The following is a 16,090-nucleotide window of genomic DNA, read 5'->3' on the forward strand; positions in this document are numbered from 1 at the left end:
CAAAAAAAGAGAACGTTGGAAAACAAAAGATACAATAATATAGAAGAATGGGCGAATACGCTCAGTCATGGGGTAGGCATCCTGTTGGGAGTCGTAGCCGGATATTTCTTGCTAGAAAAGGCTTCCGTGAATGTCGAAGCGCAATGGGCAGTGCCTTGCGTCATTGTCTATCTGGCAGGGATGCTTTCGTCTTATGTCAGTTCCACGTGGTATCACGGCAGTCGTCCGGGGAGAGTGAAAGAGTTGCTCCGCAAGTTCGACCACGGTGCTATCTATCTCCATATTGCAGGTACTTATACGCCTTTCACACTGCTCATACTACGGCATGCAGGCGGATGGGGATGGGGGATTTTCTCTTTTGTATGGCTGTCGGCTGTTGTCGGTTTCATTCTCAGCTTTAAAAAGCTGAAAGAACACAGCAATCTCGAAACGGTCTGTTATGTGGGGATGGGCGCTTCGATACTGGTCGCCTTGAAACCTTTACTGGACCAGTTGGAGATGGCAGGAGCCGCTCCCGCTTTCTGGTGGCTGATAGGCGGTGGAGTTTCTTATATTGTGGGAGCTGTATTCTACTCATTGCGCAAGCCTTATATGCATGCCACGTTCCACCTGTTCTGCCTGGGCGGGAGCATAGGACATATCATTGCAATCTGGCTGATTCTGTAACGAAACGTAGGGACAAAAAAAAGGCTATCTATCCCAGACAGCCAATCTTTGTTAACCTTAAATCTAATACTATGAAAAACACAGTACAAAGATACGGACTTTCGGCTTATCTCCAAATTTTCGGGGCAAAGCAGGATGATTTATAACACGGTTTAATAGAATACAGAGACTCGTTAACATTTAACGCTGTTAGGTTAAAAATTAACTAACCACTAAAATAATATTTGAGATAGAAATCTGTTTACTCCTAGATATACTCCAATAACGATTTATACATTTGTCTCGACTCTCTATTCACGTCATTCATTGTGAGATACTTAAAACCATTATTTTCATAGAATTTTATAGTTCGTTGAGTATTATCATTAATAGCATCTACAGTTATAAACTGACAGCCAGTCTTGTTTTTCCTAATAAAACTTTGTACTAATGACCTGATAAGAAAAGTACCAATACCTTGATCTTGAAAATCTTTATCCACGGCAAGTCTTCCTATTTTTGCTGCTGGATACATCTTTTGGTTTAAAAATCGTTCCCAAAAATCAAACTCAATTTTATCTCTACAACCTTCCATCTCATCAGCAAAATCCTGGCGATCTGATATCTTTAACAAATCATTGGCAAGGCTGTAATAAGCTATTATCCGATTTTCAGTTTCCAGCAACGTTGTCGTATAGCGAAGATACTTTAAGTATATTTTCGAATCAGCAAATAAAAAATCGTTCAAATCGGTATTCCCGCAATTGAACGACTTAAACTCATAATCTGTATTTAAGTGGGTTACTGTTACTTTTCCCTGTTTCAGCAACTCCCAAAAGTCAATAGAATGTTCCACCAGAAATCGATACTAACAAATTATAACTTTTTTCCATCTCTCTGATTTCCTTTTTCTTTGCAGCCTTTTCTTCGGGCGTAAGCTTCTTGGTAAGAGATTCCAAAAGTTCTTTTCTAAATCTTTTAGCATCCTCACCTTTTATAGTAGGAGTATTTTGAATCGGACGTGCCATTATTTGATTATCAGTATATTTATCTTATTGATGCTACAAATATACACACATACAATCACACATACAAACAGAGCATCATTAAATCCACCTTAAGCTATAACTATTTAACGAATCAGACCATTAATCCGTTAATTAGTTAACACATTAACAAATAAACAAACCTATCCGTTCAACCGTTATATATATTAGAGAAATATAAAACGCAAACCTATGGACTGGGAAAATTATCTGATAAAGCAGCTTCAATGGTCGGACACCATTATCAACCGTGAAGCGAAAGAACACGTAGCCCGCGAGATTGCCGCAATAGCCAAAAACGGGGAAACCATCGGAGCCGGTTCCGGCTCCACCGTCTACCTGACACTGTTCGAACTGGCACGGCGGATTCGCGAAGAGCACCTGCATATCGAAGTTATCCCCGCTTCCAAAGAAATCTCCATGACCTGCATACAGCTAGGTATCCCCCAAACCACCCTCTGGAACAAACGTCCCGACTGGACTTTCGACGGAGCGGACGAAGTAGACCCGCAGCAGAACCTGATAAAAGGTCGTGGCGGAGCCATGTTCAAAGAGAAACTGCTCATCCGGAGCAGCCGTAAGACATTCATCATCATCGACCCCGGCAAACGGGTCGACCGGCTGGGAAGCAAATTCCCCGTTCCCGTGGAAATCTTTCCCGATTCACTGGCTTATGCAGAAAGCGAACTGCAACGCTTAGGCGCATCGGAAATCATTCTCCGTCCCGCCCACGGAAAGGACGGGCCAATCTTTACAGAAAACGGAAACTTCATCCTCGACACCCGCTTCAGCTCCATTGACGATTCCCTCGAAGAACGGCTGAAGAAAATCACCGGCGTCATAGAAAGCGGACTGTTCATAGGTTATGACATTGAGGTTATCGTGGCGAAATAAAAATCGCCTACCAGCCACCCATCTAAAAAACAGAGTTTTTTTAGTCCTTTCCTTAAGAGCAAAATAGAGAACTTCCCACAAAAGTATTTTCTTAAAAGTTTTCCGTTTTGGAAAACTTTCTGTATCAGAGAGAAAGAAAAGTTTCCCAAAATTTAATGTTAAAAGCTAACCGGGGTATTGGATTATCTTCTATCTTTGTACCCGTTTTCGGAGCTAAAAAGAGGTTTAGTCAATGAGGGAACGCTGTGCAAATCGGCGACAGTACCCGCTGCTGTAATTCTCTGTGAATCCGCACACTATGTCACTGCACCGGTAGGTGTGGGAAGGCGCTGCGAGGGAGAGATAAGTCAGAAGACCTGCCGGAAAGAATTGAAAACTGAGAATTGAGAATTAAAAAAATAAAGACTGGTTATACTAAACGCCTGCATGATTATTGGATTCTCTTTCTTCATTTTTCAATTTTTAATTTTCAATTATTAATTTATTAAAGCTTTCGGGAGTTAAAGTTATGAACTACGCGGAAATTTGTATCATCAAACGTGATGGTAAAAGAGAAGATTTCTCTATCAGTAAGATTAAGAATGCAATCAGCAAGGCATTCAGTGCAACGGGGATTCAGGATGAACAGCAGTTGGTGGCTGACATCACGATGAATGTAATCAGCCAGTTTGCCACTCCTACGATTACCGTAGAGGAGATTCAGGATTTAGTGGAAAAGGCATTGATGAAGGTGCGGCCGGAAGTAGCGAAGAAGTACATCATCTATCGCGAATGGCGGAATACGGAACGGGACAAGAAAACCCAGATGAAGCACGTGATGGACGGTATCGTTGCCATTGACAAGAACGACGTCAACCTGAGCAACGCTAACATGAGCAGTCACACCCCTGCCGGACAGATGATGACTTTCGCATCTGAAGTAACCAAAGATTATACTTATAAATATCTGTTGCCGAAGCGTTTTGCCGAAGCGCACCAGTTGGGCGACATTCATATCCATGACTTGGATTATTATCCGACCAAGACGACGACTTGCATCCAATATGACATGGACGACCTCTTTGAACGCGGCTTCCGCACAAAGAACGGCAGCATCCGTACCCCGCAAAGTATTCAGAGCTACGCAACGTTGGCGACTATCATTTTCCAGACCAACCAGAACGAGCAGCACGGCGGACAAGCGATTCCTGCTTTCGACTTCTTCATGGCGAAAGGGGTGGCTAAGTCTTTCCGTAAGCACCTGGCTTCGTTCATCAATTTCTATGTGGCGATGGAGAACGGCAGTCAGGCGGATGAGAAGGCAATCCGCACGTTGATTAAGGAGTATCTGCCGTCTATCAAGTCTACCGAAGCGGAACGCGAAACGCTGCGCATCGCGTTGATAGCCCTGCAAATCATTATAGATAAGGAACACCTGGCACGCATCACGGAGAAGGCATACCAGCAGACCCGCAAGGACACACACCAGGCGATGGAAGGATTTATCCACAACCTGAACACTATGCACTCACGCGGCGGTAACCAGGTGGTGTTCAGTTCTATCAATTACGGTACGGACACTTCTGCCGAAGGCCGTATGGTGATTGAAGAATTGCTGAAAGCTACCATCGAGGGCTTGGGTACCCGGGGCGAGGTTCCTGTATTCCCGATTCAGATTTTCAAGGTGAAAGACGGGGTGTCTTACTCGGAAAAGGATTTTGAGAAAGCGATGAAAGCGGAGAATATAGAGGACGCGATGAAAGACAGTTACGAAGCTCTGAACTTTGACTTGTTGCTGAAGGCTTGCCAGACTACTGCAAAAGCGTTGTTCCCGAACTTCATGTTCCTCGATACGCCTTTCAACACGAACGAGAAATGGAAAGCGGACGACCCGAAACGTTATATCTACGAATTGGCAACAATGGGCTGCCGTACACGTGTGTTTGAAAATGTGGCGGGAGAAAAATCGTCTTTGGGACGCGGTAATCTTTCTTTCACCACGCTGAACATGCCGAGACTGGCTATCGAAGCCCGTATCAAGGCGGAGAACCTGATAGAAGACGAACGCAACACGGATGCTATCGAGCAGAAAGCAAAAGAGATTTTCATCGAATCCGTACACAATATGGCTGCTTTGGTAGCCGACCAGCTTTACGAACGTTACCAATACCAACGCACGGCACTGGCACGCCAGTTCCCATTCATGATGGCAAACAACGTGTGGAAAGGCGGTGCAGAGCTGAATCCGAACGAGCAGGTAGGCGATGTATTGCGCAGCGGTACGTTGGGTATCGGGTTTATCGGCGGACACAATGCAATGGTAGCTCTTTACGGTAAAGGGCACGGTCACAGCCAGAAGGCATGGGACACGCTGTATGAAGCCGTGATGGAAATGAATAAGGTAGTGGACGAATACAAGGAGAAATATAACTTGAATTATTCGGTACTGGCTACTCCTGCCGAGGGACTTTCTGGACGTTTCACGAAGATGGACCGCCGGAAATATGGAAAAATCCCCGGAGTGACAGACCGTGATTATTATGTGAACTCATTCCACGTAGACGTGAAAGAGCCTATCAGCATCGTCGAGAAAATCAAGCGGGAAGCTCCTTTCCACGCCATCACCCGTGGCGGACATATCACGTATGTGGAACTGGACGGGGAAGCGCAGAAGAATGTGCGTGCCATCGCCAAAATCGTGAAAGTGATGCATGACGAGGGAATCGGCTACGGCTCTATCAACCATCCGGTAGATACTTGTCACAACTGCGGTTACAAAGGGGTGATTTTCGACAAATGCCCTGTCTGCCAAAGTGAAAGCATTCTCCGTATGCGCCGCATCACCGGTTATCTGACGGGCGACCTGAGCTCTTGGAACTCTGCCAAACGGGCAGAAGAGAAAGACCGCGTAAAGCACTTGTAGAAGTTGAGAGTGGAGAAGGGAGAGTTGAGAGTTAAGGTAGAATCAGAGATGATGGTACCCTATTTCGAGCTTCAACTCTTCCTTCTCTTTTTTAATTTATAGTTTCTTATTCTAATTTGCAATGACAACTCTCAACTCTCAACTCTCAACTCTCAACTTATTAGGGACTTATCCCGAAACGATAGTGGACGGTGCAGGTATTCGGTATTCTATTTACCTTGCCGGATGCTCTCATCACTGCCACGGTTGCCACAACCCGGAAAGTTGGAATCCGAAGGCGGGGGAACCGTTGACGGAAGAGAAGGTTTCATCTATCATTAGGGAGATTCAGGCGAATCCGTTGCTGGATGGGGTGACTTTCTCCGGTGGGGACCCTTTTTTTCATCCGGAAGCGTTTCTGTTGCTCGCCAAGCGGGTGAAAGAAGAGACGGGGATGAACGTGTGGTGCTACACCGGTTATACGTATGAGGAGATTCAGGCGGAACCGCGGTTGAAGGCTGTTCTTCCTTACATTGATGTGTTGGTGGACGGACGTTTCGAGCAGTCGCTCTTTTCTCCTTATCTGGAATTTCGTGGCAGCAGCAATCAGCGGATTCTGAAATTAAAGTAATTCCGAAGTTGAGGTAAATCTGAGCTGAGGTAAGGATATCCCCCAGCACTAAAAAAACTTATTTTTCAAAGGAAACAAAAACACCTGTACGATTGTTTTGTTTACTTTTACAGAAAGAAGATAGTTCTGCAAGAAAATATAAATTCTATAAAAAGAAAAAATTCACAAGAAGGAAAATTCTACAAGAATAAGTTTTTATGGTACAAACAATAAATACTGCTCATATATCTGACGAATCCGACGGATTGCCGATGCCCAAACGAATTTGGGCGGTGGTATCCGTCGGATTCGCTCTTTGCATGTCGGTGCTGGACATCAATATAGTTAATATCGTATTGCCTACGCTTTCGCACGACTTCGGAACGACGCCTGCCGTGACTACGTGGATTATCAATGGGTATCAGTTGGCAATTGTCATTTCTCTGTTGTCCTTTTCCGCTTTGGGCGAAATAATAGGTTATCGGAAAGTCTTTCTTTCGGGCATCGGGTTGTTTTGTATCACTTCGCTGATTTGCGCGCTGTCCGATTCGTTTTGGACGCTGACGGTGGCACGTATTTTCCAAGGGTTCAGCGCTTCTGCCATTACGAGTGTGAATACGGCGCAGTTGAGGTATATCTATCCGAAAAGCCAGATTGGACGGGGGATGGGGATTAATGCGATGGTGGTGGCCATATCGGCGGCAGCCGGGCCTTCCGTGGCTAGTGGTATTCTTTCCATTGCCAGTTGGCATTGGTTGTTTGCCATTAACGTTCCGTTAGGAATCACGGCATTAGTTTTGGGTATCAAGCATTTACCAAAGCAGGAAGAATTGTCGAAACGGAAATTCGACTATATTAGTGCCATAGCGAATGCGATAACTTTCGGGTTACTGATTTATACATTGGACGGATTCGCGCATCATGAGAAGATGGATTTTCTTGTCGTTCAGTTGGTGGTGTTGGCGGTAGTCGGGACGTACTATGTACGCCGGCAATTGACTCAGACAACTCCGCTCCTGCCGCTCGACTTGCTGCGGATACCGATTTTCCGGTTGTCTATTCTGACTTCTATTTGTTCGTTTATTGCGCAAATGTCGGCGATGGTGTCTCTGCCGTTTTTCCTTCAGAATACGTTGGGGCACAGTGAGGTGATGACCGGGTTACTGCTTACTCCGTGGCCGTTGGCTACGCTTGTCACGGCACCGCTGGCGGGGTATCTCGTCGAGCGTATCCATCCGGGGATATTAGGCAGTATCGGAATGGTGCTGTTTGCCGTCGGGCTTTTCTCGCTTTCGAGCTTGACTGCCGAGTCGTCCGATATTAGTATTATTCTGAGGTTGATGTTATGCGGGGCGGGATTCGGGTTGTTTCAAACACCGAATAACAGTACAATTATCTCGTCAGCCCCGACACAACGTTCGGGCGGAGCAAGCGGAATGTTAGGGATGGCACGTCTCTTGGGGCAGACTACGGGAACGACGTTGGTGGCTTTGCTTTTCAGTTTTGTCACGCACGACCGGAGTACGGCTGTCTGTCTGATGGTGGGAAGCGGGTTTGCAGTTGTGGCGGCTATTGTCAGCAGCTTGAGGTTGTCACAGCCTTCTACGCTCAAAAGTAAATAAAGAGGAAGCCCCGAAAGACTGGAGTAACTCGTATTCCTTATCTTTCAGGGCTTAAAAACATACTACACATTATTATTTGACAGGGGAATTACTTTATTCCGTCTATTTTATTCAATTTACTTCATTCAATTTACTTCATTCCATCTGCTTTATTCCATCTGTTTCATTCAACTGACTTCATTCAACTGACTTTATTCTATCAATTCCTTTCAATCAACTTCATTTGATTTGTTTCATTTGATTCTGTTTCATTCAGTCAGCTTTCTATTCCATCTCAGCTTTTTAATATTCCGTTTCACGGATTACCTCTACCAGGCGACGGAAATCTTCGGGATGCACATCGCCGATATTTCCAATGCGGAAGGTATCTGCCTTCGAAATCTTTCCCGGATAGATAACGAATCCTTTGCTCTTCAATGCATAATAGAAAGCCCTGAAGTCAAATTCTTTATGCGGATAGAGGAAAGAAGTTATGATGGGCGATTGGATGCCATCTTCGAGCAACGTCTCGAATCCGAGGGAACGCATACCTTCTACCAGTACGCGGTGATTTTCGCAATAACGGCGGCTACGCGCTTCTACTCCACCCTCTTCGAGCAGTTCCGTCAATGCCTGTTTGAAAGCACGGACAACGTGAGTAGGCGAAGTGAAACGCCATTTGCCATGCCCTTTTTCCATCGTTTCCCATTGGTCGTAGATGTCCAGGGAAAGAGAACGGGCAACGCCTTTGCAACGCATCAGTTCCGAACGGCGAGCGATGATAAATCCGAAGCCCGGCACGCCTTGGATACATTTGTTAGAGCTACTAATCAAAAAGTCGATGCCAAGTTCGTTCACGTCCAGGGGGATGCCGCCGAAGCTGCTCATACAGTCAACTATCAGTTTTTTGCCATGCATTTTGACGATGTGAGCGAGTTCTTTGATGGGGTTCAGAATCCCGGTAGTGGTTTCACAATGCACAAAGGCAACGTGGGTGACATCGGAATTGTTGCTCAAGTAGTCGTCAACGTATTCTACGGATACTTGCTCTGTTTCTTCAAAGGCGAGCATATCATAGTCGAGGTGATAATATTCGGCGATATTGCCCATGCGGTCGCCGTAGGCTCCGTTGCTACAAATCAAAAGTTTGTCTTTCGGGGTGATGGTTGCGCCCAGAACGGCTTCTACGCAGTATGTGCCGCTTCCTTGCAGAAGGACAGAGGTGTATTCTTCTGTGTTTTTAGTGGCGATGCCTACCAGGTCTTTGCGAAGTTCCTGAACGATGCCGAGGTTATAGTCTTCGTCCCATGTGCACCAGTCGGTCATCATGGCTTCTTTTACGGTTTCTGAGGTGGTGAGGGGGCCGGGAGTTAATAATAAATATGGTTTCATAATCATGTATTCTTTTAAAATGGATATTAATTTTCAGAAGTTATATATAAAGAGGTTATATAAAAGCTATATAAGCACTTATATAGGCGATTATATAAAGGAATGTCATTTCCCAGCATTAAGCGTTTCAATCAATGCGGGAAGCTCTTCAATGCTGCGTATCACGTAAGAAGCGCCTGCGGCAAGCATACGTTCGCTGACCTCTGCGATGCGGGCTTCCAGTTCGGCGGCGGACATGGCTTTGGATTCTTCTTCGGTAAGCGCCATTTCGTTACTGCCGAGGACAACGCCTACACTGCAAACTTTCGCGTTCACTCCTTCTTTGATATCTGCTATCGTATCGCCTATTTTCACTACCGCGTCAAGACTGGGGACAGACAGTTTTATCAAGTTCTCGAAAATCATGTAAGGAGCAGGACGTCCGGCAGGGAGCAGGTTCGGAGTGGCACAGTAGTCCACACGGTAGCCTTTTGCCTGTGCGGCGGGAAGAACAACTTCCATCATTTCGCGGGTATAACCCGTAGTAGAGCCGATTTTAAGACCTTCGGCACGCAGTTTCTCCAAGGTGGGGATTACGCCGGGGATTGGGTCTGTATAATTTTCGAGAGAAGCAAAGAGATGCTTTTCGAACAGGCGGTTCAACTCTACGACATCTTCTTCCGTCCATGCACGCTGATAGCGGGCGGTGAACTGAGCGTTCACTTCGGGCATGGAGAGCAGTTCGCGGATATGCTGGATTTTAGGCAAACCCATCGGTCGACGGGTCTGCACGACATCAATCGCCAGTCCTTTTTCTGCAAAGGCTTCGATAAAAGCGGCTACGGGAGCAAAGCATCCGTAATCTACGGCTGTACCAGCCCAGTCCATGATAATACATTCAATCTTTTTCATTCTTGTTTCTATATAATTATTAGTTCATTGTTATGTCAGTAGGAAGCGAGAGAAGGAAGCGGACAGGATTCGCCGGCACGCATCTCTTTCTGTTTTCCTTTTTTGTACCGTTGCATCAGGTAGAACATAGAGATAGTGAATGCCGTGCAACAGACAATACCCACTGTTCCCGCCATCGTATTATAAAATTCCAGCCAGTCCAAATCGGGGTTGAAACACTCTTTGAAGACTAACACGAGAACAGTGCCCGTATAGCCGATAGAGTCCACCATTGCTATAAAAAAACCGACATTTCCCTTGATACGGAAACAGGCGATAAAGCGGTCGAAGAAAATTGTCTGAAAACTGAGGTACGAAAAATACAGACACAGGCTTTGGATAAACAACCACAATAATGGGGATAATTGAAGGCTATGATAATTGAAAGCCACAAAGCTGAGAGTGATTGCTCCGGCGATGACAAGGGTCAGCAGGACGGACAACACTTTTATATGGCTTTTCACTAGCGCCAATGTGGCGAATACCGCTAATATAATCAGAGTGACCACACCGTCTACTTTGGCAAACACCCATGAAGAAAGCCCTGCGGCATTCACGTCTATGATTTTCACCAGGAAATCTTCTTTTACGTCTTGCAGGACAGTGAGGAAGAGGTTGGCGAAGAAAAGCAGTGTTAATATGGGGGCGAAGTTGCGGAAAAGTTCCCAGCGTTGCTGCTTGTCGAGGGTGACACGTTCCACACGCAATGCCTTGTCTTCGGCGGTCGGCTTGGGAAGATGGTCGAGGACATAGCCGAGTCCTGCGAGCAGGGGAAGTGCGACTGCCCCAATCAGTGCAGGCATCCAAAATTCACTGACGTGTAAGGTATCGACTACGAAAAGCCCGATAGACTTGGCAGTGCCGCTACTGACCGCAATACTGAGCCCGAAGAGAGAAGCGAGCAAGTCCGTCACCCGCCGTCCTTCGAGGAAGCTGAAAATGACACCCCACATACAGCCCAGCGAAAGCCCGTTGAAGAACAACGCCATCACATTGAACGGACGGGGCAGGCATCCGAAGAGAACCAAAGAGAGTTCGGCAACCACAATAGAAACAAGAATGAATTTCAGGCGGCCTTCTCTCTTCAGTTCAGAAATAAGTTTGATTCCAATAAACTTGGACACCATATATCCGAAGATTTGGATGATGCTGGTCGCTATCTTATAGTCCATACCGAACAGTTCCATGCCGTCGAAAGTAGCAGCCGTGAAAGGTTTGCGAAGCGCGTAGACCAATGAGTAAGACAGCAGTGCCGTTCCGCCCGCATAGAGAATAAACAGTAAATCGGAAAGTTTCTTTTGAGCCGAAGGCGACAGTTTTTCTTTGAAATTCATAATTCTATTTTTTTGTTTCCGGTGCAAAATTAGGGCGTCGGGACGAGTGAAAAAATGAATTTTGATGAATCATATCGTGTATATCGGCTTTTGAATGTACTGAAATATTAATGTAATATTCATGCAACAGAATCATAATACTTTAGTCATTCCTTTGCAACGGAATCAAATTAGCCAACTCAAAATCATGGACGAACTGACAGAGATTTATAAAAGAATTGAGTATCTGAGAAACAACGGCGTGAAGATGAAAGAAATCGCCGACCGGATTGATATGGCGCCGAGTGTTTTGTCTGCCCTGTACTCCAGCGTGCTTCCTGCCTATATCGACTTACTGAGGACGCGCACGCCGGACGAAGCGTTGGACGACTCGCTGGCTTTGGTGAACAATGTCTCGAAGAAGCGCCTGTTAAATAATATAGCTTCGATAAAACTGCTGCTTCAGGAGATGGAACCGGAGCAGCAGAGTGAAGCGGAGAGCGGGAACTCATTCATCAAACTGTTGGGAAAGGAGATGAAGGAATCCGTGCGGGACGTTTTTAATTACAGCGGGATTTATCTTAGTTACAGCCTGTCTTCTTCTACGGACAGTCTGAAAATCGAGCCTTATATGATTTGCGCTTCGGAAAACAGTGAATATGTGAAGGTGGGCGTGATTAATGCGTACAAGTCTATGCACTGGGGAAGCGGGATTATCAGCAACCATCAGAATTCGTATCTGATGTTTAACGAGCGGGATTTGCCGCAGTTCGCCCTGGTGACTATTTACCTGCAACTGCCGCATTATGAATTTCCCAATATGCTGAAAGGGCTTTATCTGTGTCTGGACTATAATCACAACCCGATTGCACGGCGTATTGTGATGGTGAAGCAGTCGGACAGCATAGATATGAATGAGTTTCTGAAGATGGAAGGGAGACTGGTTCCGAAGGCGGAGTTGACACCGGAACTGGAAGCATATTACAATTATACTTGCCAGGAAGGGGACTATATCAAGACTTGCACTGTGCCTTCGCCAAAGCTGGACGAGACGGATTTGGAACGGGAGAAGAAACTGTTAATGATTTAACTATCATTTCTGACCGGATATACGGACAAACCGAGGAAACGCCCTTTCTCACAGGCAGACCGGGGCATTTCTTGGATACAAAAACGGCGTACTAACATTGTGTTAATACGCCGTTTCTATTCCAACAACTAGCACACAGTGCCGGAAGTTAGAAGAAGAACCTCAATATATCATTGAAGTTTGCCCAAATCAATAGACCGAAAAGTAAAACCATACCGGTCATCTGGGCATATTCCATGAATTTGTCGCTCGGTTTGCGACGGGCTATCATCTCGTAGAAGAGGAAGAGCACGTGACCGCCGTCCAAGGCAGGGATAGGCAGAATGTTCATGAAAGCCAGGATAATAGAAAGGAAGGCTGTCATGTACCAGAACTGATGCCAGTCCCATGTTGCGGGGAAGATGCTTCCGATAGTTCCGAAGCCGCCCAGTTGTTTGGCTCCTTCTTTGGAGAAGAGATATTTCATGTTGCCGACGTAGCCTTTCAAAGTCTTCACGCCGAGGGAAACGCCTGCGGGGAAGGATTCGAGGAAAGCATATTGTTTCTTCACCATTGGCAGCAAGCGGTCTGTCACCAGGCAGGCGGTAACTCCCATCATGTAGGCAGAGTCGACACGCATAGTCAAGGTGTCCGTTGCGCCGCCACGTACATAGGTCAGGCTGATGAGACGTGGGTCGATGCTGTCTTTGAGCATAGTTGCTTCGTTTTTCTTACGTTCCGCCATCGTTTGCTTGAAGTCGGAGAAAGAAATCGGTGTTCCGTTCAGGGCGATGATGCTGTCTCCCGGCAAGATGCCAGCTTGTGCGGCAGGAGAGTTTACCATTACGCTGTCTACAACATACGGGAAACGGTAGGACGCGAAGCGGACGCTGTCTGCCAAAAGGCGTTGCATCAGGTCTTCGGGAATATAAACGGATGCTTTCGCGCCGTTGCGGAGAACGCTTACTTCGCGGGCATCGGCTATTTGGCTTAGCATATCGCCGTCATAACGTTCGAAAGGAACGCCGTCGGCAGAGAGCAATATGTCACCGTCCTGGAAGCCGACTGCCTTGGCTGTCTCGTTGAAGTCCATACCGAGAGGGGCTTCCTGTACCTTTATATATTGGTCGCCCCAGGCGAAAAGAATCATCGAGTAGATGAACAGCGCCAGCAGGAAGTTGAACAGTACGCCGCCTACCATGATTAGCAGGCGTTGCCACGCCGGTTTGGAGCGGAACTCCCACGGTTGTTCGGGTTGTTTCATCTGTTCGGTATCCATCGACTCGTCAATCATACCGGCTATCTTTACGTAGCCGCCTAGTGGCAGCCAGCCTACGGCATATTCTGTATCACTTTTCTTCGGTTTGAACTTAAATAGGGTGAACCAAGGGTCAAAGAATAAGCAGAATTTTTCTACGCGTACCTTAAACAAACGGGCAAAGAGAAAATGCCCGCCTTCATGAATGATGACGAGCAGCGAAAGGCTCATTATCAATTGCAGGGCACGAATCAAAAATGTTTCCATGTCTATTATTTACTATTTTACTATTTACAAATTACTAATCATTGCTCAGAGACTTTGCCGACTCACCAGTTCGGAAGCGATTCTCCGTGCTTCTGCGTCGGTGGCTACATAGTCGTCGTATGTGGGGTTGGCTATAAACATAGCTTGTTCCATTGTCTTTTCTATCACGTGGCTCATGCCGAGGAAGCTGATACCGTCTTTGAGGAAAGAGGCTACCACCACTTCGTTGGCGGCATTGACGATACAAGGCATATTGCCACCCCGATACATGGCTTCATAGGCCAGGGCGAGGTTGCGGAATCGTTTTGTATCCGGTTGCTCGAACGTCAGGTTGGTGCACTTGGCAAAGTCGAGACGGTCGAAAGTGGAGCTGACACGGTCGGGATAAGAAAAAGCGTACTGGATGGGCAGGCGCATATCGGGCATGCCTAGTTGTGCTTTCACCGCGCCATCCTCAAACTGCACCATCGAGTGGATGACGGATTGTGGATGTACCACTACTTCAATCTGGCTGGGCTGGACGCCAAACAGCCATTTGGCTTCTATCACCTCAAAGCCTTTATTCATCATGGATGCGGAGTCGATGGTTATCTTCGCTCCCATCTCCCAGTTGGGATGCTTCAGGGCTTGCGCTTTGGTTACAGATTTCAGTTGTTCCAGGGTACAGGTGCGGAAAGGGCCGCCTGAAGCGGTGAGTATTACTTTCTCTATCGGGTTGCCTACTTCTCCTGCCAAACACTGGAAAACTGCCGAGTGTTCGGAATCTACGGGCAAAATCGGTGTGCGGTATTGCTGCGCTAATTGATTAATCAGTTCGCCGGCTACGACGAGCGTTTCTTTGTTTGCCAGCGCGATAGCTTTCTTGGCACGGATGGCGTTAATAGTCGGTTTCAGTCCGGCGTAACCAACCATGGCTGTCAGTACCATGTCGATGGGGCCGGCTTCCACAATCTGACAGATGGCGTCGGTTCCTGCATATACCTTGATGGGCAGGTCGCTCAATGCTTCTTTCAGTTCGGAATATTTTTCCTCGTTGGCTATCACGACTACTTCCGGTTGGAACTTTCGCGCCTGAGCAATCAGTAGTTCCACGCGGTTGTTGGCTGTCAGTGCATAGGCTTCGTACAGGTCGGGATGTTCCTCGATAACCTGCAAAGCCTGTGTACCGATAGAGCCTGTGGAGCCCAGGATGGCTATTTGTTTCTTCTTTTTATTCTTTTCTATATTCATTTTTATCTAAATGCTCTTTCACTCTTGATAATTGTTTTCATTGTCCGGACGGGTATCAGAAAACGATATATTTTTCCGGGTTCACCGGATGACCTTTGTACCAAAGTTCGAAATGCAGGTGCGGGCCTGTGCTAAGGGTTCCGCTGTTTCCTACCAGGGCGATGGCTTCACCACCCTTCACACGTTCTCCTTCTTTTTTGAGCAGGGAACCGCAGTGTTTATAAATCGAGATTAAATCCTGATTATGCTGTACGCCAATCAGATAACCTGTTTCGGCGGTGTATGTGCTGAGGATAACGGTTCCGTCCATCGTAGCCAGCACACTCTCGTTGGGGTTGGCGGCAATGTCCGTGCCGAAATGTTTCTTTTCTGCGTTGAAGTGGCCGGAAACCATTCCACGGGTGGGACGGTAAAGGATGAGTCCCGTTACGTCCGGTTGGGAAGTGATGGATGTCAGATTGTATTTCTCGTTTTCCTCGTACTGCCGGCGGAATTCTTCTTCGCGCTTGGTACGTTCCATCAATGTGTCTTCGCGAACGGCGGTCAATGAGTCGAGCGTCTGCACGCTGTCAATAGGGACTTTACCGCTGAAAATATCCTGGATATTCATGATGTAGAGGTTCTGTCGGTTGAGAACCGCTTGCAGAGAGTCCACACGCAGGGCGTTGCCTACGATTTGGGAACGGACTTCACTATTCATGTAGCCCGGAAGGTAGTTACGCAAAGGAGTAAAGGTAATGATGCAGGCAGCAATCAGAAAAAGCACTGCCAGCACGCAGAGTAATACCGAAAGACCATTGAGTTTGGATACACGAAGCCCTACAATCTCTTCAAGCGTATTCTCATTGACAATCGTCAGTTTATACTTGAACTTGAAATTTTTCCAGAAAGCTTTACTTCGTCTTTTCTTTGGCATCTCGGGTATTTACTATTTTACGATTTACTACTTACTAT

General features: G+C 46.6%; 14 protein-coding genes and 1 riboswitch. Of the genes, 6 read left to right on the top strand and 8 right to left on the bottom strand.

Annotation, left to right across the window (positions count from 1 at the left end):
• The first annotated feature begins 15 nt into the window (after positions 1 to 15).
• A complete protein-coding gene (gene trhA, locus BacF7301_RS25040; protein WP_167966915.1) occupies positions 16 to 666 on the top strand; it encodes a PAQR family membrane homeostasis protein TrhA in 651 nt (216 codons plus the stop codon).
• A gap of 247 nt (positions 667 to 913) precedes the next feature.
• Here trhA and BacF7301_RS25045 read toward each other — a convergent pair whose 3' ends face one another.
• Positions 914 to 1,501: a GNAT family N-acetyltransferase gene (locus BacF7301_RS25045; protein WP_167966916.1), complete on the bottom strand. Its 588-nt coding sequence runs from the start codon at positions 1,499 to 1,501 to the stop codon at positions 914 to 916.
• A complete protein-coding gene (locus tag BacF7301_RS25050) occupies positions 1,485 to 1,673 on the bottom strand; it encodes a hypothetical protein (RefSeq protein WP_167959400.1) in 189 nt (62 codons plus the stop codon). Before BacF7301_RS25050 ends, BacF7301_RS25045 begins: the two co-directional genes overlap by 17 nt.
• A gap of 210 nt (positions 1,674 to 1,883) precedes the next feature.
• On the opposite strand from BacF7301_RS25050, the gene rpiA reads away from it, so the two are divergent.
• From rpiA to BacF7301_RS25070, 4 genes are all read left to right on the top strand, one after another.
• Positions 1,884 to 2,585, top strand: a complete 702-nt coding sequence (rpiA, locus tag BacF7301_RS25055; RefSeq protein WP_167966917.1) for a ribose 5-phosphate isomerase A — start codon at positions 1,884 to 1,886, stop codon at positions 2,583 to 2,585.
• 191 nt (positions 2,586 to 2,776) lie between these two features.
• A riboswitch (cobalamin riboswitch) is annotated at positions 2,777 to 2,963 on the top strand.
• Positions 2,964 to 3,093: 130 nt separating this feature from the next.
• The gene (locus BacF7301_RS25060; protein WP_167966918.1) at positions 3,094 to 5,487 is read left to right on the top strand and encodes an anaerobic ribonucleoside triphosphate reductase; all 2,394 of its coding nucleotides are present in this window, start codon (positions 3,094 to 3,096) and stop codon (positions 5,485 to 5,487) included.
• A 121-nt stretch (positions 5,488 to 5,608) separates the two neighbouring features.
• Positions 5,609 to 6,097, top strand: a complete 489-nt coding sequence (gene nrdG, locus BacF7301_RS25065; protein WP_167966919.1) for an anaerobic ribonucleoside-triphosphate reductase activating protein — start codon at positions 5,609 to 5,611, stop codon at positions 6,095 to 6,097.
• Positions 6,098 to 6,294: 197 nt separating this feature from the next.
• Positions 6,295 to 7,698, top strand: a complete 1,404-nt coding sequence (locus tag BacF7301_RS25070) for an MFS transporter (RefSeq protein ID WP_167966920.1) — start codon at positions 6,295 to 6,297, stop codon at positions 7,696 to 7,698.
• A gap of 282 nt (positions 7,699 to 7,980) precedes the next feature.
• Here the strand turns inward: BacF7301_RS25070 and BacF7301_RS25075 are convergent, their stop codons facing one another.
• From BacF7301_RS25075 to BacF7301_RS25085, 3 genes are all read right to left on the bottom strand, one after another.
• On the bottom strand, positions 7,981 to 9,069 hold the full coding sequence (locus BacF7301_RS25075; RefSeq protein ID WP_167966921.1) for a 2-aminoethylphosphonate--pyruvate transaminase: 1,089 nt from the start codon (positions 9,067 to 9,069) through the stop codon (positions 7,981 to 7,983).
• Between the two features lie 105 nt (positions 9,070 to 9,174).
• Entirely contained in the window at positions 9,175 to 9,960 is a 786-nt protein-coding gene (phnX, locus tag BacF7301_RS25080) for a phosphonoacetaldehyde hydrolase (RefSeq protein ID WP_167966922.1), read from the bottom strand.
• Positions 9,961 to 9,995: 35 nt separating this feature from the next.
• Positions 9,996 to 11,333: a DUF5690 family protein gene (locus BacF7301_RS25085; protein ID WP_167966923.1), complete on the bottom strand. Its 1,338-nt coding sequence runs from the start codon at positions 11,331 to 11,333 to the stop codon at positions 9,996 to 9,998.
• 187 nt (positions 11,334 to 11,520) lie between these two features.
• Here BacF7301_RS25085 and BacF7301_RS25090 point away from each other — a divergent pair, with 187 nt between their 5' ends.
• The gene (locus tag BacF7301_RS25090; protein WP_167967306.1) at positions 11,521 to 12,402 is read left to right on the top strand and encodes a hypothetical protein; all 882 of its coding nucleotides are present in this window, start codon (positions 11,521 to 11,523) and stop codon (positions 12,400 to 12,402) included.
• Positions 12,403 to 12,550: 148 nt separating this feature from the next.
• Here the strand turns inward: BacF7301_RS25090 and rseP are convergent, their stop codons facing one another.
• The 3 genes from rseP to BacF7301_RS25105 are packed head-to-tail and all read right to left on the bottom strand — an operon-like array spanning position 12,551 to position 16,052.
• Entirely contained in the window at positions 12,551 to 13,906 is a 1,356-nt protein-coding gene (rseP, locus tag BacF7301_RS25095) for an RIP metalloprotease RseP (protein ID WP_167966924.1), read from the bottom strand.
• Between the two features lie 45 nt (positions 13,907 to 13,951).
• Entirely contained in the window at positions 13,952 to 15,136 is a 1,185-nt protein-coding gene (locus BacF7301_RS25100; protein WP_167966925.1) for a 1-deoxy-D-xylulose-5-phosphate reductoisomerase, read from the bottom strand.
• Positions 15,137 to 15,191: 55 nt separating this feature from the next.
• Positions 15,192 to 16,052: a M23 family metallopeptidase gene (locus tag BacF7301_RS25105; RefSeq protein ID WP_167966926.1), complete on the bottom strand. Its 861-nt coding sequence runs from the start codon at positions 16,050 to 16,052 to the stop codon at positions 15,192 to 15,194.
• Positions 16,053 to 16,090: the final 38 nt, after the last annotated feature.

Origin of the sequence: Bacteroides faecium, from assembly GCF_012113595.1 — a bacterium.
GTDB lineage: Bacteria > Bacteroidota > Bacteroidia > Bacteroidales > Bacteroidaceae > Bacteroides > Bacteroides faecium.

Excerpts from the sequence above, each read along its gene's own strand:
- BacF7301_RS25050 (WP_167959400.1), bottom strand. The coding sequence starts at position 1,673 with ATGGCACGTCCGATTCAAAATACTCCTACTATAAAAGGTGAGGATGCT.
- rpiA (WP_167966917.1), top strand. The coding sequence starts at position 1,884 with ATGGACTGGGAAAATTATCTGATAAAGCAGCTTCAATGGTCGGACACC.
- BacF7301_RS25060 (WP_167966918.1), top strand. The coding sequence starts at position 3,094 with ATGAACTACGCGGAAATTTGTATCATCAAACGTGATGGTAAAAGAGAA.
- nrdG (WP_167966919.1), top strand. The coding sequence starts at position 5,609 with ATGACAACTCTCAACTCTCAACTCTCAACTCTCAACTTATTAGGGACT.
- BacF7301_RS25070 (WP_167966920.1), top strand. The coding sequence starts at position 6,295 with ATGGTACAAACAATAAATACTGCTCATATATCTGACGAATCCGACGGA.
- BacF7301_RS25075 (WP_167966921.1), bottom strand. The coding sequence starts at position 9,069 with ATGAAACCATATTTATTATTAACTCCCGGCCCCCTCACCACCTCAGAA.
- phnX (WP_167966922.1), bottom strand. The coding sequence starts at position 9,960 with ATGAAAAAGATTGAATGTATTATCATGGACTGGGCTGGTACAGCCGTA.
- BacF7301_RS25085 (WP_167966923.1), bottom strand. The coding sequence starts at position 11,333 with ATGAATTTCAAAGAAAAACTGTCGCCTTCGGCTCAAAAGAAACTTTCC.
- BacF7301_RS25090 (WP_167967306.1), top strand. The coding sequence starts at position 11,521 with ATGGACGAACTGACAGAGATTTATAAAAGAATTGAGTATCTGAGAAAC.
- rseP (WP_167966924.1), bottom strand. The coding sequence starts at position 13,906 with ATGGAAACATTTTTGATTCGTGCCCTGCAATTGATAATGAGCCTTTCG.
- BacF7301_RS25100 (WP_167966925.1), bottom strand. The coding sequence starts at position 15,136 with ATGAATATAGAAAAGAATAAAAAGAAGAAACAAATAGCCATCCTGGGC.
- BacF7301_RS25105 (WP_167966926.1), bottom strand. The coding sequence starts at position 16,052 with ATGCCAAAGAAAAGACGAAGTAAAGCTTTCTGGAAAAATTTCAAGTTC.